Source organism: Pseudarthrobacter sp. CCNWLW207 (assembly GCF_037203945.1).
GTDB lineage: Bacteria > Actinomycetota > Actinomycetes > Actinomycetales > Micrococcaceae > Arthrobacter.
In genome coordinates this window covers 594,315-611,573 of sequence record NZ_JBBCBS010000001.1, presented here as the reverse complement: position 1 = coordinate 611,573, position 17,259 = coordinate 594,315, and the positions used below count along the sequence as shown (strand labels likewise).

Here is a 17,259-nt window from a genome sequence, read left to right as displayed (position 1 = left end):
TTGGCATGAGATCAGGCCCGACGTCCGCTCCAGCCGCCGTTTACATCCCGGACACGGCCTCCACCCGCCAGTACGTCGGTGCCTGGTCCGTCCTGAGCGTCCTGCAGTATTTTGCCGCGGAAACAGCGGTGATCGGGGCGTGGGCCGGACCGCAGCCCTATGACCGACGGACTGGCTACATCAGTGACCTGGGCGCGGTTCATTGTGGGATCTACGACGGCCGGGACGTGTGCTCGCCGCTGCATTGGCTCATGAACGCCTCGTTCGTCGTCCAGGGGCTGGGCATGCTCCTCGGGGCGCTGCTGCTGAGCTCCGGGCTGTTGTGCATCGCCGCCCGGGCGGGTGTGCGCGTCCATCCGGGGCGCAGGAAACCCTGGTTGGCGGCCCTCTGGATGCGGGCACTGACCGGGATCGCGGGAGCAGGCACGGTCATCGTGGGGCTGGTTCCCGAGGACGTGGGCTCAGCCTGGCATTTTGCCGGTGCAGTGATGTATTTCATCGCCGGGGCCGCGGCACTGCTTGTGCTGGGCATACTGTGGCTGAACCAGACACCGTTGGGATGGTTCATCCTGGCGTGCGGCGTGGTGTCCGCCGCCGCGCTGGTTACTGGTGGACTGACAAGGATGGACGTTCCCGAACCCGGCACCCTGGAGCGGCTGATGGGCTATCCCGTCACCGTGGGAATGGCGGCCGCCGGGCTGGTGGTCGCGCAACGGGTGCACAGGCACCGGCAGGAGCGCCGCCTTCACCCATCCGTTGCTCCGTAAACGCCGTTTAGGGAGCTCAAAAGGGCTGTTACGGAGCAGTCGATGGGGAGTTGGCTTTCTGCCGCGGCCGCTTGCCCAGGAACACTGCCGCCGCCCCGGCCAGCAGGCTGAGGACGAACAGCACCCACCCCGCGACGGTGAGGCTGGAAGCCAAGGCGACCTGGCCGGCGTCGGGCGTTCCTGCGGCCAGCGCCGTGTCGATGGCGACGTTGCCCCACAACCGGACTACCACGAACAGCAGCGGGACTGCCCAGAGGGCCCACCGGAGGGCCTTCCTGGCCACGTTCGTGCCGATCAACAAGAGCCAGGTGAAACCAAAAATGAGCGGGAACAGGGTGCCCGCGGTTTTGTGCACGTAGTTGAGCTGGCCGCGGGCGTCGTCGTTCATGGCAGTATGCAGCTCGCCGACGTAAGCGGTGTCGAAGCCACCTACCAGCGAATCCGGCATAGCCAGCCCGCTGGCGAGCTGCCGCAGCTGGTCCAGGGTCAGCAGGTGGACGTACCAGAACAGGAACAGGCTGGCCACGACCCCGGCAATGACGATCAGGTTGCTGTTGTTCCGGGCTGTCTGCGGGGACCGGTCAGTGGTGGGATTGATCACCGGCGGGAGGTGGTGCTGCGGAACAGCCGCCTTGGAGCCGTGCTTCTTGATCCGCTGCGCAGGTGTCTTGGCCATGCCACCATTATCCCGCCCCATAAACTGGGTGCATGACCATAGGCCGGCATAGCGCTGTTGAACTTGACCCCTCACTGGACGACTACCAGCTGGCATCCGCGCTGGTCCGGGAGGCGGGGCAGTTGGCGCTGCTGATGCGTATGGCCGGCCTCCAGTCCCAGCAGAAAACCTCGGTTTCTGACGTGGTAACGGCCGCGGACCATGCGGCTGAGGCGTACGTCCTCGAACAGCTCCGCCGCTGCCGCCCCGAGGACGGCATCCTGGGTGAAGAAGGCGCCTCGGTGCGGGGAACCAGCGGGCGGACCTGGGTCATCGACCCCGTGGACGGCACGTACAACTTCCTGCACGGCTCCACCTACTGGTGCTCGGCCATCGCGCTTAAGGACTCATCGGACGTGCTGCTCGGAGCTATTTTCCAGCCGGAAGAGGACAAGCTCTGGCTGGGCGGCAGCACGCGGCAGGCGACCCTGAACGGCGAGAGCCTTGGGGTCTTCCGCGACAATAACGGATCCCGCAACGGCACCCCGGTGGCGGAGCTCGGCGCCGCAACGTATATCCACCCCACGTGGCTGATGGATCCGCTGTGCGCCATGCCCTGGCACGCCGCCGCAACCTCCGCAGCAGCTCTGCGCATGCTCGGCTCCGGGTCCTGCGACCTGGGGCGGGTGGCCGACGGCCAGCTGGGGTGCTGGTTCCAGCACAGCTGCCCCGAGTGGGACTGGCTCCCCGGCAAGGCGATCGTCCGCGCCGCCGGCGGTGCCACGGACACGGTCCGGATCAACGGCCTGGAATGGTTCATGGCTGGAGGCACGACGGCGGTACGCGAGTTGCGTGCGGCCCTTGAGTCCGGCTCGGTGGCCTGAGCCCCGCTGCCCTGGGAGATGTTGGTGTCGCGCGGGCTTGCTCGCAGTAATCCACAGGCCGGAAGTGAGTGTCGGCCCCACCGCCTAGACTTGTAGGCACCATGGATATGTTGTTTGACCCGTACTCTGACGGACCGTTCAAGGCCGCCCCGGCGGCCGCTGCCCGCACCAAGTCGCGCCCTGAGGGCTTGGCGACGGCCGCCGAAATGGGAGGCGGCGGGGGAGGCCGGAGCGCGGAAACCCACCAGGCCGCGCACCACCGGCCGGACGCCGCGGAGCTCCTGCAGGGACTCAACCCCCAGCAGGAAGAAGCCGTCAAACATGCCGGCAGCGCCCTGCTGATTGTGGCGGGCGCAGGTTCGGGCAAAACCCGTGTCCTCAGTAACAGGATCGCCTACCTGATCGCCACCCGCCGGGCACACCATGGCGAGATCCTGGCCATCACGTTCACCAACAAGGCGGCCGCGGAAATGCGGGAGCGCATCGAGGCGCTGGTGGGCGGCCGGGCGAAGATTATGTGGATCTCCACTTTCCACTCCTCCTGCGTACGCATCCTGCGGCAGGAAGCGGCCAATATCGGCCTGAAGTCCAACTTCTCCATCTACGACTCAGCGGACTCGCTCCGGCTGGTCACCCAGGTGTCCAAGAGCCTTGACCTTGATCCCAAGAAGTTCGCGCCCAAGGCCATCCAGCACAAGATCTCGGCGCTCAAGAATGAGCTCATCGATGCCGATTCCTACGCTTTGTCCGCCAACCACAACGACCCCTTCGAGTCCGCCGTGGCGGACGTCTTCAAGGGCTACACCCAGCGGCTGCGCCAGGCCAACGCCATGGACTTTGACGACCTCATCGCGGAGACCGTCTACATGTTCCGGGCATTTCCCGCGCTCGCGGATTCCTACCGGCGGCGGTTCCGGCACGTCCTGGTGGACGAGTACCAGGACACCAACCACGCCCAGTACGCGCTGGTGCGCGAAATCGTCGGCGAAGGGCCCGGCGCGTCCGAGCTCACTGTGGTGGGCGACTCCGACCAATCGATCTACGCCTTCCGCGGCGCCGACATCCGCAACATCGTGGAGTTCGAAAACGACTACCCCGAGGCGCGCACCATCAAGCTGGAGCAAAACTACCGCTCCACCCAGAACATCCTCAGCGCCGCCAACTCCGTCATCTCGCGGAACCCCAACCGCCCCGAGAAGCGGCTGTGGACGGCCGAGGGCGAGGGCCACAAGATCATCGGCTATGTGGGCGAAAACGAGCACGACGAAGCCCAGTTCATTGCCAAGGAAATCGACCGGCTCCAGGACGAGGACAACCTGCGCCCCGGCGACGTCGCCATTTTCTACCGCACTAACGCCCAGTCCCGCTCCATCGAGGATGTCCTGGTGCGCGTCGGCTTGCCGTACAAGGTGGTGGGCGGCACGCGATTCTACGAGCGCAAGGAAATCAAGGACGCCCTCGCGTACCTCCGCGTCCTGGTTAACCCGGACGACGACGTCAACCTGCGCCGCGTTCTGAACGAACCCAAGCGCGGAATCGGCGACCGCGCCGAGGGCGCCGTGGCTGCGCTGGCACAGCGGGAGCGGATGTCCTTCATGGCTGCGGCCCGCCGTGCCGAGGAAGCCCCGGGCATGGCCACCCGTTCCGTCAACGCGGTGCTGGGCTTCGTGAAACTTCTCGACGACCTCGCCGAGGTAGCGGCAGGCTCAGGCGCTGCCGCGGCCCTCGAGGCGGTATTGGAGCAGACCGGTTACCTCGCAGGCCTGCGTTCGAGCACCGACCCCCAGGACGAGTCCCGCGTGGAAAACCTGGCGGAACTGGTCGCCGTCGTCCGCGAGTACGAGCAGGAGAATCCGGAGGGGACGCTGGGCGCCTTCCTCGAACAGGTCTCGCTGGTGGCTGATGCTGACCAGATCCCGGACGCGCCGGGTGCTGATATCGATGCCGCGGTGGCGGAAGCGAAGCGGCTGGGAGTGGTCACCCTGATGACCCTCCACACAGCCAAAGGACTCGAATTCCCGGTGGTGTTCCTGACCGGGATGGAGCACGGGCTTTTCCCTCACCAGCGATCCGCCACGGATCCGAAGGAACTTGCCGAGGAGCGGCGGCTGGCCTATGTGGGCCTGACCCGCGCCCGCAAACGGCTATATGTCACCCGCTCCGAGGTCCGCAGCATGTGGGGCCAGAGCCAGTACAACCCCGCCAGCCAGTTCCTGGAGGAAATCCCGGCCGAGCTGATGGAGTGGAAGCGGGAAGGCACCAGCCGGCAGTCCAGCGGCGGCTGGGGCGGTGGATCCATTGGGTCCAACCGGTACAGCGGATCCTTCTGGGGTGCGGGCACGGCACGAGGGGCGGCGGCCGACTCTTCGGCCGGTTTCAACGCGGACGTTCCCGCGGCCATCGCGAAGAACCGCGTGCAGCCGCAGAAGGAAATTGTGGCAGTCAGCGTGGGGGATAAGGTCAACCACACGAGCTTCGGCAATGGGACGGTGCTGGCACTGGAAGGGGCCGGCGACAAGACCGTGGCAAAGGTCAAATTCGATGTGGGGGAGAAGCGGCTCCTCCTGCGGTACGCGCCGTTGACCAAGCTCGACGCCTAGGCTGCCTGCCCTTGTCCAAGGACTAGGTCTGTCATACAGTTCAGGAACGCGCGGGCAGCCACGGAACCGGGCTGGGGCGTCTCCATAACGGCAGATTCGGGGCACTACCGTGAAGATCCTGTTCGCAAGCCAGGCAATCGACGGCCACTTCAACCCGATGACAGGGGTGGCGATGCGGCTTAAGGACCGCGGCCACGAGGTTGCCTGGTACACGGGTCCCTCTTTCGCTGACCGGCTCCAGAGCCTGGGAATCCGGCATTTCCCCTTCCACCGGGCCATCGAGCACCGGGCTGACAACCTGAACGAGCTGTATCCGGAACGGGCTAAGCTCAAGGGCCCATTGGCGATCGGTTTCGACGGCGAAAAGATCTTTGCCAGCAACGTCAGCAATTTTTTCGAGGACATCCGGGAGTTGGAAGCGGACTTTCCCTTCGATGTTGCGGTGGTGGACAGTTCCATGTTCATTCACCGGCTGGTTTCCCACTTGATGGGCAAGCCCCTGGTGAATTTTGTAGCTATCCCGAACATGGAGAGCGACCCTTTGGTGCCGCCGCTGTTCTTTGGGTTCAAGCCGCCCCGCAATCCCGTGGAACGGGTGGTGCAGGCTGCGGCAGGCCTTCTTTCCGACAAGGTCATCCTGAGGCCTGCCAGTCAAAGCTACCGCAGGCAGCATGATGCCTACGGCCAAGTGGTACCCCGCCGCGGGCGGTTGACCGACGAGCCCTACCGGTGTTCTGAAGCCATCATCCAGACAGGCCCGGAGTCGTTCGACTTTCCGCGCAGGCACGTCAACCCGAAAGTCCACTACGTGGGAGCCCTCCTGCCCTATCGGCCCACAACTCCCGCCGGTCCGGAGGCCGGCGACGGCGAGGCATGGCCCGCCTATCCTGCCACTTTGGTGGTGACGCAAGGGACAGTGGACAACCTGGATCAGGACAAACTGATCATTCCCGCCCTCGAAGCCGTGAAGGACATGGACGCCCTGGTGATCGTTGCGACCGGCGGCCGTGGAACGGAGGCGCTCAAGGCCAAATACCCACAGCCCAACATCCTCGTCCGGGATTTTGTCGATTTCGCCCGCGTCTTCGAGTTCACCGATGTGTTCATCACCAACGGTGGCTTCGGAGGTGTGCAACTGAGCCTGTCGATGGGTGTTCCGTTGGTGGTTTCGGGCATCAACGAGGGAAAGAGCGACGTCAACGCCCGGGTGGAATATGCCGGTGTAGGCATAAACCTCCACTCGGACTCACCAAAGCCAGCGGCCATTGCCAAAGCCGTGGAGAATATTCTGGCCAATCCCAGCTGGAAAGAGCGCGCGCGGAAGATGCAGGAGCAGTTCGACCGGACGGATCCAGCTGAGGCTGCTGCCGCCGTCGTCGAGGGTGTGCGGAAGCCGACCGGCGGATAAGGTCACCGGACCGGCATAATGGAGCCCATGCGACGGACTGTCTTGGGGATCCTGACCGCCTTCTTCCTGCTGGCTGGCACGGCGTGCACCATCACCACTGAGGACCCCGGCTACGTGGCTCCGCCGCCGCTGCCCGCACTGGAACAACTGGAACAGGCGGCCCTGGTGGATACTGCCCCGTTCAGGGCCGGCGAAGACATCCTGTCCTTCGTGACCGAGGACCGCAGCGTCGTTTGTTCGCTGACCTCGGCCCGGGGTGAACACGTCAACCTCCCCTATGAGCAGAACAACTTCAGTGACGGCGCGAACAACAAACTGCCCACCGTTCCCGTGGCGCACTGCGAGCTCGCGAAGTTTCCCACGCCGGCAGCCGATGACGTGAAGGACGATTGCGCCGGCACGGGCCTGGGGTATCTCGGCGGAACCGCGCTTCTGACCCCGGAATCTGCCACGTATGGCGGGTGCCGTTCCGGCGTCACACAGATGGAGGCAGCTTATGGGCCGAAGGGAAACAAAACCGGCCCGATCACCCAGCTGCCGGTGCTTGCCGAGGGGCAGAACCTGGAGCGGAACGGGCTGCGTTGTTCGGCCTACAACGGCGGCGTGGCGTGCGGAAACGTGTCCGCCGGCGTCGGGTTTTTTGTTACCAGGGACCGCTACGAACTTATTTCCGAGGCTTCAAAAACTGCCTCCCCGGCCCCGTCAGAGGCCGCAAAAACCCCGTAATCTAGGGCTTTTTCTACGTCCCATAGAATAGTGTCCTTACTCACATAAGCGGTAGTCTGGGACGGGCCGGTCCCCACAAAGGACTAGAGTTCCCCATGGAGCATCACGCCGCGTGGCTCGTTTCCAACAGGCCGCCGGTGCGTGCAATTCCGCAGCCCGGTCACCGTCTTCGACGGTGTCCGACTGTACAGAAACTACTTCGACGTAGAAGGACACTAAACCGTGGACCTGTTTGAATACCAGGCGCGCGATATGTTCGAGGCGCACGGTGTACCCGTGCTTGCTGGCATCGTGGCGTACACCCCAGAAGAAGCAAAGGCAGCTGCCGAGAAGATCGGCGGCGTAACTGTCGTTAAGGCCCAGGTTAAGGCCGGTGGCCGCGGTAAGGCCGGCGGCGTCAAGGTTGCCAAGACCGCCGATGAGGCACTTGAGCACTCCACAAACATCCTGGGCATGGACATCAAGGGCCACACCGTCAACAAGGTGATGATCGCCCAGGGTGCGGACATCGCCGAGGAATACTACTTCTCCGTCCTGCTCGACCGGGCAAACCGCAACTACCTGGCCATGTGCTCGGTTGAGGGCGGCATGGAGATCGAGCAGCTGGCCGTCGAACGTCCGGAAGCGCTGGCCAAGATCGCCATCGACCCCGCCGTCGGCATCGACCAGGCCAAGGCTGACGAAATCGTTGCAGCTGCAGGCTTCGCTGAGGAACTGCGCGGCAAGGTCGCCGCCGTGATCCTCAAGCTCTGGGATGTCTTCAAGAAGGAAGACGCCACCCTCGTTGAGGTCAACCCGCTGGTCAAGACCGGCGCAGGTGACATCGTGGCACTGGACGGCAAGGTCTCGCTGGACGAGAACGCCGACTTCCGCCACGCCAAGCACGCCCTCCTTGAAGACAAGGACGCTGCCGATCCGCTCGAGGCCAAGGCCAAGGCGCAGGACCTGAACTACGTCAAGCTGGACGGCTCCGTAGGCATCATCGGTAACGGTGCGGGCCTGGTCATGTCCACCCTGGACGTGGTTGCCTACGCCGGCGAAAACCACGGCAACGTCAAGCCCGCCAACTTCCTGGACATCGGAGGTGGAGCTTCTGCCGAGGTCATGGCAGCCGGCCTTGACGTCATCCTCGGTGACGAGCAGGTCAAGTCCGTGTTCGTGAACGTCTTCGGTGGCATCACCGCGTGTGACGCCGTCGCCAAGGGCATCGTTGGTGCGCTGGCCGAGCTGGGCCACTCCGCGAACAAGCCGCTGGTAGTCCGCCTCGACGGCAACAACGTTGAGGAAGGCCGCCGCATCCTGGCCGAGGCCAACCACCCGCTGGTTACCCTGGCCGCCACCATGGACGAGGGCGCCGACAAGGCCGCCGAGCTCGCCAACGCAGCTAAGTAAAGGGACGCACCATGTCTATCTATCTGAACAAGGACTCCAAGGTCATCGTCCAGGGCATCACCGGCGGCGAAGGCACCAAGCACACCGCCCTGATGCTCAAGGCCGGCACCAACATTGTTGGCGGCGTCAACGCCCGTAAGGCCGGCACCACGGTCCTGCACGGCGAAACCGAAATCACCGTTTTCGGCACCGTCAAGGAAGCCATGGCCGAAACCGGCGCCGACGTCTCCATCGTCTTCGTGCCCCCGGCCTTCACCAAGAACGCCGTTGTTGAAGCCATCGAGGCAGGCATCGGCCTGGTCGTTGTCATCACCGAAGGCGTTCCGGTCCAGGATTCCGCCGAATTCTGGGCGCTGGCCCAGTCCAAGGTTGACGCAGACGGCAACCAGGTCACCCGCATCATCGGCCCGAACTGCCCCGGGATCATCACTCCGGGCGAGGCACTCGTGGGCATCACCCCGGCCAACATCACGGGCAAGGGCCCCATTGGCTTGGTTTCCAAGTCGGGCACCCTGACCTACCAGATGATGTACGAACTGCGCGACCTTGGCTTCTCCACCGCCATCGGCATCGGCGGCGACCCCGTCATCGGTACCACCCACATCGACGCCCTGGCCGCGTTCGAGGCCGACCCCGAGACCAAGGCGATCGTCATGATCGGCGAAATCGGTGGCGACGCTGAAGAGCGTGCGGCTGACTTCATCAAGGCCAACGTCACGAAGCCGGTTGTTGGCTACGTGGCCGGCTTCACCGCTCCCGAGGGCAAGACCATGGGCCACGCCGGCGCCATCGTCTCCGGTTCCGCCGGAACCGCCCAGGCCAAGAAGGAAGCCCTTGAGGCTGCAGGCGTCAAGGTTGGCAAGACGCCTTCCGAGACCGCCAAACTGCTTCGCGAAGTTTACGCGGCGCTCTAGGCTCCACAGCTCCACACAGCAGCGCGGGGTCACCCGCCGTCCCTCGGGACGGTGCGGTGACCCCGCGTTTCTTGCTTAACGCACGACGTCGGACGGTCACCTTCACGGGAAAGGTGACCGTCCGACGTCGTACTTTTGTGTTTTGGATTTCAGACTTTGGCGCCGCTGAGCAGTTCATCCAGCCGCTCGTAGCCTTCCGTCATTCCACCCTCCATGCCGGACTGCGCCATGCCGTCCCGTGCCTCCTGCGTGGGGTAGACCGAGTGGCCCTTCAGGCGGGTGCGGCCGTTGCCGAGGTCCTCGAAGGTCATGAACTCGAGGCTGACAATGTCCGGGTAGCCGCCGAATTCGAAGGTCTGGATGGCGAACTCGTTTTCACGGACGGTGTGAAAGATTCCCTTGAACTCGTAGGCGACGCCGTCCGGCCCCGTGTGTATGTAGCTGTAGCCGCCGCCGGTGCGGAAATCGTAGTGGTTGATTTCCATCTTGAGTCCCCGCGGACCGAGCCACTGGACGATCAGGTCCGGGTCCTTGTGGGCGCGGAACACGTCCGCGACCGGGAAGTCGAACTCCCGCTCGTAGTCGATAAAGGGGAGTCCCTCGGGGATGCTGAGTTTCAGTTCGTTGCTCATGATGGGTCCTTTGCCTGTGTGCCGCTCGCGGCGGCGCTGGATTGGTGCAGCACGGCATCGAGGCTGCGGAACTGCCCCTCGCGGACCAACCGGTACTGGTCAATCCATGCGGTGAGCGCCTCCAGCCGTGCGGGGTTCAGGTGGACGGGCCGGCGTTGCGCGTCGCGGGTCCTGGTGACCAGCTGTGCCTGCTCGAGTACCTGGATGTGCTTCGAGACCGCCTGCTTGGTGATCGCGAATGGTTCCGCCAATTCGTTTACCGTGGCCGGGCCCCGGCTGAGCCGGGCGATGATGAGGCGGCGCACGGGGTCGGCCAGGGCCATAAAAGCCGAGTCCAGTGAGGCGTCGTCGGTGGGCTTCATCGTGATGCGGGGCCTTCCTGAATCAAAATCAACCAAATCGTTGATCAACTAATTGGTTGATTACAAATCTATGCCTGATGTGGCCGCCGGTCAAGAAGTTTTTGTCCAGCTAATGCCGCGCGTGAGGTTCCGGGGGTTACCTCGATAAAAACGCGATGCGGCAGCGCGGCTAGACCGGGGCGTGGAGGCCGGGGAGGGCGTCCACCAGGGCGGCCAGTTCGGGAACCTCATGGGCCTCGGCCAGGGCGCGTTCCAGGGTGGCATCGTGTACCGGCCGGGCCTCCTCCAGCAGCTTGATCCCACCGGCCGTGAGCTCGGTGTAGATTCCGCGGCGGTCGTCCGCGCAGAGGATCCGGGTCAGGAGGCCCCTTTCCTCGAGCCGGTTTACCAGGCGGGTGGTGGCGCTGGCGCTGAGGGCGGTGGCGCGGGCCAGTTGCTGCATTCGCATGTGCCAGCCGTCCTGCCGGCTGAGCGCGTCCAGCACGGTGTACTCCACTACTGATAGCTGTGATTCGGCCTGGAGCGAGCGTTCCAGCTCACCTTCGATCATCCCGTGCAGCGCCGCCAGGGTGCGCCAACCCTGCGCCCGGACCTCCATGGCGTCGTCCTTGATGCCCATTTCTTTATCCTCTTCCGATGCTGTCCAGCGGCCCAATGGGATGCGTGCGGACACGACCAATAATAGTTGCTTGCGCGTTGTATTTGCGTGTGCAACAATAAATAACGCGTCTGCAACTACTAGCTTACGCGTCCTATCTCATTCCGTACAGTTTTTGAAGGAGCATCCCATGCCCATTGGCCTGATAGCCCTCGCCCTTGGCGGGTTCGGCATCGGACTCACCGAGTTCGTCATCATGGGCCTGCTGCCCGAGGTTGCCGCCGATTTCCAGGTCAGCGAGGCCACGGCAGGCTGGCTGATCTCCGGTTACGCCCTCGCCGTCGTTGTCGGCGCCCTGCTGCTCACCGCGGCCGTCACCCGGTTCGAACGCAAGCCCGTCCTGGCGGTGCTGCTGGTGCTGTTCATCGCCGGCAACCTGATCTCCGCGATCGCCCCCGGCTACGGGATGATGATGGTCGGACGCATCATCGCCGCCCTGGCCCACGGCGCCTTCTTTGGCATCGGTGCCGTGGTGGCCGCGGACATGGTGGCTCCCACCAAGAAGGCCGGGGCCATCGCCATCATGTTCACCGGGCTCACCGCGGCCAATGTCCTGGGCGTGCCCTTCGGCACAATGCTGGGACAGGCGGCAGGCTGGCGCTCCACCTTCTGGGCCATCACCGTCATTGGCGTCATCGCCCTGGCCGGGATTCTCACCCTGGTGCCCAAAACCGGTCACGGGGACACTACTCCGGGAACCCTGCGCAGCGAACTGCGTGCCTTCCGATCCGGCCAGGTGTGGCTCTCCATCCTGGTTACGATCCTCGGCTACGGCGGCATGTTCGGCGCCTTCACATATATCGCCTTCACGCTCACCGAGGTCTCCGGCTTCGCGGCGACCACTGTGCCGTGGCTGCTGATCGTCTTCGGCGTGGGGCTCTTCATCGGCAACACCCTGGGCGGCAAAGCGGCGGACCGGAACGTGGACCGCACCCTCATGGTGGTACTCGCCGTCCTGGTGGTTGTCCTCGTCGGCTTTGCCCTGACCGCCGGCAATCAGGTCCTTACGGTCGCCTCGATAATCCTGATGGGCGGCTTCGGATTCGCCACCGTCCCAGGCCTGCAGATGCGCGTCATGAAATATGCCAGCAGCGCCCCCACCCTGGCCTCGGGCGCCAACATTGGTGCCTTCAACGTAGGCAACGCCCTCGGAGCCTGGCTCGGCGGCGTGACCATCACCGCCGGGCTCGGCTACACCTCGCCCATCTGGGCCGGCGCCGCCATCACCCTCCTCGGACTCGGCGTGATGATCATCGCCGCCGCCCGGGCCAAGCGGACTGCCGCGCAGCAGGTACCCACCGGCGGCCCCGTTGCCGCCGAGCCTGTCACCGTCCTTTCCTAGGCTGTGCTTTCTTATCCCATCCAAGAGCAGGACCCAAAAGCCTGGATGTCTTCGGCTTCGAGCTGACCGCCGACGAGTTGTCAGTGATCGATGGCCTCGAAAAGGACGGCCGCACCGGCCCGCACCCCGCGGAGTTCAATGGCTAAGCATCTCCGGGACCCTGGTTCCGGCCGCGTGTCTGCGGAACCGCACAACTGCATAAGTACGACGACGGACGGTCACCATCGCTGCGACGGTGACCGTCCGTCGTTGTACTGGTTTCCTGTCTGTCCTCGGGGAGTGGGTGGCGCTTGGTCCACCAGCGTGGCCGGGACTCTTGCTTGCCGAGCGTAAAGTTTGTTAGTATGTCAGGACAAACTTGAGGAGAAAAAATGCCACTCGTTCGCATCGACGTCAACCAGGGACGCAGTGCCGAAGACCTGCGCCGTCTTAGCCAGGGGATCCATGACGCGATCCTCGCGGAATACAAGATCCCGGAGCGGGACTACTTCCATATCCTGACCGAGCACCCTGCCGGGCAGATTTTTGCCCAGGACGCGGGCCTCGGATTTGAGCGCACGAGCGAAGTGGTGATGATCCAGATCTTCACGCAGGGCGGACGCTCGCAGGAGGCAAAACAGCGACTCTTTGCAGCTGTAGCGGAAAAGCTTGCCGACGCAGGCGTTGCCGGCGAGGACGTGTTTATTGGATATGTGGAGAACACTGCGGGCGATTGGTCTTTTGGTTTCGGGCGGGCTCAATATGTCACGGGCGAGCTGGCTGTTCCTCGGAAGTAGCCCCTCCCTGGCATCGTCCGGCGTCGTGCGGCGAGCCTCGCTTCATGGTCGTAAACCCTGTTGTAAGTATGTCAGTACAAACCTTTGACAGGACATGTTTTCTAGGGCAAAGTAGTGGTTGTGGCCCCGCTCACGGGGGTCGGAACCGGAGCTCTAGCTGCTCAGAGGTACAGAGTTCAAACGAGAAAGGTCCGCGATTACCGTGACCCACGAACTGCTCACGATCGGGCGCATCAGCGTTGATATCTACCCGAACGACATTGGTGTGGACCTCGAGGACGTGACGTCCTTCGGGAAGTACCTCGGCGGATCGCCGTCGAACGTTGCCGTAGCAGCTGCCCGGCACGGCCGCCGGACCGGTGTGATCACCCGCACCGGTGATGACGCGTTCGGGACGTACCTGCACCGGGAACTGAAGAAGTTCAATGTGGATGATTCCTTTGTTACGCCGGTGAAGGAGTGGCCCACCGCCGTGACGTTCTGTGCGATCAAACCGCCGGAGGACTTCCCGCTCTACTTCTACGGCCGGTTCCCCACCGCCCCTGATCTTCAGATCAAGGCCGAAGAGCTGGACCTGGCCGCCATCCGGAACGCCGGGATCTTCTGGTCCACTGTCACCGGCCTGTGCCAGGAACCCAGCCGCGAAGCACACATCAAGGCGCACGAGGCCCGCCCGCAGTCCGGCTTGGAACAGGGCCAGTTCACTGTCCTGGACCTGGACTACCGGCCCATGTTCTGGGCATCGGAAGAGGAAGCCCGGGCCCAGGTCGCGAAGATCCTGCCGCACGTCACGGTGGCGATCGGCAATGACAAGGAATGCGCCGTCGCGGTAGGCGAGGGGACCCCTGATGAGCAGGCGGACCGGCTGCTGGCTGCGGGTGTGGAGATCGCCGTTGTCAAGCTCGGACCTGAAGGGGTCATGGCCAAGACCCGCACCGAACGGGTCGTCTCGGCCCCGGTCCCGGTGGAGACCGTGAATGGCCTGGGCGCCGGAGACTCCTTTGGCGGAGCGTTCTGCCACGGGCTGCTGTCCGGATGGCCGCTGGCGCAGGTCCTGGACTACGCGAATGCCGCCGGTGCGATTGTTGCCTCCCGTTTGTCCTGTGCCGATGCGATGCCGACGCCGGACGAGGTCACCTCGCTGCTGGCGGAACGCGGCCGCCTTGTCCCTGGACAGTTCGCTACTGAAGGAGCAGCGCTGTGACACTCACGCCCCTTGCCTCGAACAATGCCGTGGACGATGATCCCCGCCGCTATGCGCACCTGAGCACCATCCGGCTCGAGGATCCGGACGCCATTGCCCGGGCAGCCGGGGCGCGGCGCCGGCACCCTGGCCTGAAGTACGGCCGGCAGAATTTCATCGTTGCCGCCGACCACCCCGCCCGCGGTGCACTCGCCGTCGGGAATGATCCGGTGGCCATGGCCGACCGCCGCCAGTTGCTGGACCGGCTGCAGATTGCGCTGGCCAATCCGGACGTGGACGGCGTGCTCGCCTCGCCGGACATCATGGACGACCTGCTCCTGCTGGGGGCGTTGGAAGGAAAGCTGGTCTTCGGGTCCATGAACCGCGGCGGCCTCGCCGGCCTGGTCAACGAGTTCGACGACCGCTTCACCGGCCACACGGCCGCTGCACTGGAGGCGCTGGGGGCCGACGGAGGCAAGATGCTGACCCGTATCTGCCTCGGCGACCCGGACACTGTGTCCATGCTGGAAGCGACCGCGAAGGCCATCGACTCCCTCGCTGAGCGGAAGCTGATCGCCATGGTGGAACCGTTCCTGTCCGTCCGCGAACACGGCAAGGTCCGTAACGACCTGTCCACCAACGCCGTTATCAAGTCGATCGCGATTGCCGAGGGCCTGGGTTCAACGAGTGCGTACACGTGGATGAAGCTGCCCGTCGTGGCGGAGATGGAGCGTGTCATGGCTGCGACCACCATGCCCACGGTTTTGTTGGGCGGGGATCCGGACGGTACGCAGGACGAAGTCTTCGCCAGTTGGGAAGCCGCCCTGGCGCTTCCCGGCGTGCAGGGCCTCACTGTCGGGCGGACGTTGTTGTATCCGGCCGACGGCGATGTTGCCGGCGCCGTGGCCACCGCAGCTTCCCTCCTTAACCACACCGCATCAGCAGAAGTATCGGAGTAACTTCCCATGGGGACGAGAACAGCATCAGGGACCCGTCGAATGACCGTGGCCCAGGCCGTCGTCGAGTATCTTTCCAAGCAGTACACCGTCGATTCCGTCGGCGGAGTGGACTTCCGGGAACGCCTGATTCCGGGCACGTTCGGGATCTTCGGGCACGGCAACGTCGCCGGTGTCGGACAGGCTTTGAAGCAATACCAGCAGCTTGACCCACAGATCATGCCCTACTACCAGGGACGGAATGAGCAGGCGCAGGCGCACCAAGCTGTCGGGTACGCCCGGCACACCCGTCGGCGCCAGACGTTCGCGATCAGCACTTCGATCGGGCCGGGTTCCTCGAACCTGCTCACCGGTGCGGCCTTGGCGACGACGAACCGGCTCCCGGTACTGCTGCTGCCGTCAGATACGTTCGCCACCCGCGCCGCGGACCCGGTCCTGCAGCAGCTCGAACAGCCCTATGCCTACGACATCACAGTCAACGACGCGTTCAGGCCGTTGTCTAAATTCTTTGACCGGGTTTCCCGGCCGGAGCAGCTGTTCTCGGCGTTCCACCATGGCCTGCGGGTCCTGACGGATCCGGCGGAGACCGGTGCTGTGACGATTTCGCTGCCGCAGGATGTCCAGGCCGAGGCTTTTGATGTGCCGGAGGAGTTCCTGGCCGAGCGGGAGTGGCGGATCCGCCGCCCCGACGCCGACGACGACGACATCGCCCGAGCCGCCGAGGCGATCCGTGCCGCGAAGCGGCCGCTGATCATCGCCGGCGGCGGTGTCCTCTACGCCTACGCCAACGACGAACTCGCCAGGTTCGCGGAGCTGACCGGCATCCCGGTGGGGAACACGCAGGCCGGTGTGGGCGTCCTGCCCTGGGACCACGCCCAGTCCCTCGGCGCGATTGGTTCGACGGGTACGACGGCGGCGAACGCCATTGCTGCCGAAGCGGACCTGATCATCGGGATCGGCACCCGCTACGAGGACTTCACCACCGCGTCCCGCACGGCGTTCCAGAACCCGGACGTGCGCTTCATCAACATCAACGTCGCCGCGATTGATGCGTACAAGCACGGCAGTACGCTGCCGATTGTGGCCGACGCGCGCAAGGCCCTGGTCAAGCTCAATGCAGCCCTGGGCGGGTACCGCGTCGGTGCGGACCTCGAAGCGGCCATCGCGGCGCAGAAGCAGCGCTGGGACGCCACCGTGGACGAGGCGTTCGATACCCGGTTCACGCCGCTGCCGGCACAGAACGAGATCATCGGCGCCACGTCCCGGGCCATGGACGCGCCCGATGTCGTCATCTGCGCGGCCGGTTCCCTTCCAGGTGACCTGCACAAGATGTGGCGCGTCCGTGACCCGTTCGGCTACCACGTCGAATACGCCTACTCCTGCATGGGCTACGAAATCCCCGGCGGCCTGGGCGTCAAGCGCGCAGCCCTCGCCGAGGCCGCCCGCGGCGGAACCCAGCGCGACGTCGTGGTGATGGTGGGGGACGGCTCCTACCTGATGATGCACACCGAACTGGTCACCGCCGTCGCCGAACGGATCAAACTTATCGTGGTCCTGATCCAGAACCACGGCTACGCCTCCATCGGCTCCCTCTCCGAAATGCTGGGTTCGCAGCGGTTCGGCACCCAATACCGGGCCCTGGACGAAGAACAGCACAGCTTCGACGAGGGCGAAACCCTGCCGGTGGACCTGGCCCTGAACGCCGAATCCCTGGGCGTGAAGGTGGTCCGGATCGAGCCCGGCGAGAAGGTCATCGCTGAACTCGAACAGGCCATCCGCGACGCCAAAGCAGCCCCGGAACGCGGCGGGCCCATCCTGATCCACGTCGAATCCGACCCGCTGCTGGATGCCCCATCCTCCGAGTCCTGGTGGGACGTTCCGGTCTCCCAGGTCTCCGAGCTCGACTCCACAAAGCAGGCCTTCCAGACCTACACCGACCACAAGTCCCGCCAGCGCAAACTGCTCGGCTAGAAACCCCTGAACTTCATCCCCCTTCGACTACTC

The 17,259-nt window shown here is 64.5% G+C and carries 16 protein-coding genes; 12 read left to right on the top strand and 4 right to left on the bottom strand.

Annotated features, from left to right (window positions below; translation table 11 throughout):
• Positions 1-5 precede the first annotated feature (5 nt).
• Positions 6-767 carry a DUF998 domain-containing protein gene (locus V9L17_RS02720; RefSeq protein ID WP_337346354.1) on the top strand — a complete coding sequence of 254 codons (762 nt, stop codon included), beginning with the start codon at positions 6-8 and terminating at the stop codon, positions 765-767.
• 28 nt (positions 768-795) lie between these two features.
• Here V9L17_RS02720 and V9L17_RS02715 read toward each other — a convergent pair whose 3' ends face one another.
• Entirely contained in the window at positions 796-1,443 is a 648-nt protein-coding gene (locus tag V9L17_RS02715; RefSeq protein ID WP_337350372.1) for a hypothetical protein, read from the bottom strand.
• Between the two features lie 32 nt (positions 1,444-1,475).
• Between V9L17_RS02715 and V9L17_RS02710 the strand changes: the two genes are divergently transcribed.
• From V9L17_RS02710 to sucD, 6 genes are all read left to right on the top strand, one after another.
• Entirely contained in the window at positions 1,476-2,306 is an 831-nt protein-coding gene (locus V9L17_RS02710; protein ID WP_337350371.1) for an inositol monophosphatase family protein, read from the top strand.
• A gap of 107 nt (positions 2,307-2,413) precedes the next feature.
• Entirely contained in the window at positions 2,414-4,906 is a 2,493-nt protein-coding gene (gene pcrA, locus V9L17_RS02705) for a DNA helicase PcrA (protein ID WP_376045526.1), read from the top strand.
• 109 nt (positions 4,907-5,015) lie between these two features.
• Positions 5,016-6,314, top strand: coding sequence for a glycosyltransferase (locus tag V9L17_RS02700; RefSeq protein ID WP_337350369.1), 1,299 nt, complete (start codon positions 5,016-5,018; stop codon positions 6,312-6,314).
• 18 nt (positions 6,315-6,332) lie between these two features.
• Positions 6,333-7,040, top strand: a complete 708-nt coding sequence (locus tag V9L17_RS02695; RefSeq protein WP_337350368.1) for a hypothetical protein — start codon at positions 6,333-6,335, stop codon at positions 7,038-7,040.
• 222 nt (positions 7,041-7,262) lie between these two features.
• On the top strand, positions 7,263-8,432 hold the full coding sequence (sucC, locus tag V9L17_RS02690) for an ADP-forming succinate--CoA ligase subunit beta (RefSeq protein WP_337350367.1): 1,170 nt from the start codon (positions 7,263-7,265) through the stop codon (positions 8,430-8,432).
• Between the two features lie 11 nt (positions 8,433-8,443).
• Positions 8,444-9,346, top strand: a complete 903-nt coding sequence (gene sucD / locus V9L17_RS02685) for a succinate--CoA ligase subunit alpha (RefSeq protein WP_337346361.1) — start codon at positions 8,444-8,446, stop codon at positions 9,344-9,346.
• Positions 9,347-9,495: 149 nt separating this feature from the next.
• Here sucD and V9L17_RS02680 read toward each other — a convergent pair whose 3' ends face one another.
• The 3 genes from V9L17_RS02680 to V9L17_RS02670 all read right to left on the bottom strand — a co-directional run bounded on the left by V9L17_RS02680 (position 9,496) and on the right by V9L17_RS02670 (position 10,959).
• Positions 9,496-9,978: an SRPBCC family protein gene (locus tag V9L17_RS02680; protein WP_337350366.1), complete on the bottom strand. Its 483-nt coding sequence runs from the start codon at positions 9,976-9,978 to the stop codon at positions 9,496-9,498.
• The gene (locus V9L17_RS02675) at positions 9,975-10,340 is read right to left on the bottom strand and encodes an ArsR/SmtB family transcription factor (protein WP_337350365.1); all 366 of its coding nucleotides are present in this window, start codon (positions 10,338-10,340) and stop codon (positions 9,975-9,977) included. The genes V9L17_RS02680 and V9L17_RS02675 overlap by 4 nt, the downstream gene beginning before the upstream one ends.
• A 169-nt stretch (positions 10,341-10,509) precedes the next feature.
• Positions 10,510-10,959, bottom strand: a complete 450-nt coding sequence (locus V9L17_RS02670) for a MarR family winged helix-turn-helix transcriptional regulator (protein WP_337346364.1) — start codon at positions 10,957-10,959, stop codon at positions 10,510-10,512.
• A 169-nt stretch (positions 10,960-11,128) separates the two neighbouring features.
• Between V9L17_RS02670 and V9L17_RS02665 the strand changes: the two genes are divergently transcribed.
• The 5 genes from V9L17_RS02665 (at position 11,129) to iolD (ending at position 17,226) form a co-directional block, all read left to right on the top strand.
• The gene (locus V9L17_RS02665; protein WP_337350364.1) at positions 11,129-12,340 is read left to right on the top strand and encodes an MFS transporter; all 1,212 of its coding nucleotides are present in this window, start codon (positions 11,129-11,131) and stop codon (positions 12,338-12,340) included.
• A gap of 371 nt (positions 12,341-12,711) precedes the next feature.
• Complete coding sequence (locus V9L17_RS02660) at positions 12,712-13,116, top strand: tautomerase family protein (RefSeq protein ID WP_337350363.1); 405 nt, start codon at positions 12,712-12,714, stop codon at positions 13,114-13,116.
• A 202-nt stretch (positions 13,117-13,318) separates the two neighbouring features.
• Positions 13,319-14,320, top strand: a complete 1,002-nt coding sequence (gene iolC, locus V9L17_RS02655; RefSeq protein WP_337350362.1) for a 5-dehydro-2-deoxygluconokinase — start codon at positions 13,319-13,321, stop codon at positions 14,318-14,320.
• Positions 14,317-15,258 (top strand): Cgl0159 family (beta/alpha)8-fold protein, encoded by a 942-nt coding sequence (locus tag V9L17_RS02650; RefSeq protein ID WP_337346368.1) that lies wholly within the window; start codon positions 14,317-14,319, stop codon positions 15,256-15,258. The genes iolC and V9L17_RS02650 overlap by 4 nt, the downstream gene beginning before the upstream one ends.
• A 39-nt stretch (positions 15,259-15,297) precedes the next feature.
• Entirely contained in the window at positions 15,298-17,226 is a 1,929-nt protein-coding gene (gene iolD / locus V9L17_RS02645) for a 3D-(3,5/4)-trihydroxycyclohexane-1,2-dione acylhydrolase (decyclizing) (protein WP_337350361.1), read from the top strand.
• Positions 17,227-17,259: the final 33 nt, after the last annotated feature.

Coding starts and splice junctions, on each gene's coding strand:
- V9L17_RS02720 (WP_337346354.1), top strand. CDS start 6: ATGAGATCAGGCCCGACGTCCGCTCCAGCCGCCGTTTACATCCCGGAC.
- V9L17_RS02715 (WP_337350372.1), bottom strand. CDS start 1,443: ATGGCCAAGACACCTGCGCAGCGGATCAAGAAGCACGGCTCCAAGGCG.
- V9L17_RS02710 (WP_337350371.1), top strand. CDS start 1,476: ATGACCATAGGCCGGCATAGCGCTGTTGAACTTGACCCCTCACTGGAC.
- pcrA (WP_376045526.1), top strand. CDS start 2,414: ATGTTGTTTGACCCGTACTCTGACGGACCGTTCAAGGCCGCCCCGGCG.
- V9L17_RS02695 (WP_337350368.1), top strand. CDS start 6,333: ATGGAGCCCATGCGACGGACTGTCTTGGGGATCCTGACCGCCTTCTTC.
- sucD (WP_337346361.1), top strand. CDS start 8,444: ATGTCTATCTATCTGAACAAGGACTCCAAGGTCATCGTCCAGGGCATC.
- V9L17_RS02680 (WP_337350366.1), bottom strand. CDS start 9,978: ATGAGCAACGAACTGAAACTCAGCATCCCCGAGGGACTCCCCTTTATC.
- V9L17_RS02675 (WP_337350365.1), bottom strand. CDS start 10,340: ATGAAGCCCACCGACGACGCCTCACTGGACTCGGCTTTTATGGCCCTG.
- V9L17_RS02670 (WP_337346364.1), bottom strand. CDS start 10,959: ATGGGCATCAAGGACGACGCCATGGAGGTCCGGGCGCAGGGTTGGCGC.
- V9L17_RS02665 (WP_337350364.1), top strand. CDS start 11,129: ATGCCCATTGGCCTGATAGCCCTCGCCCTTGGCGGGTTCGGCATCGGA.
- V9L17_RS02660 (WP_337350363.1), top strand. CDS start 12,712: ATGCCACTCGTTCGCATCGACGTCAACCAGGGACGCAGTGCCGAAGAC.
- iolD (WP_337350361.1), top strand. CDS start 15,298: ATGACCGTGGCCCAGGCCGTCGTCGAGTATCTTTCCAAGCAGTACACC.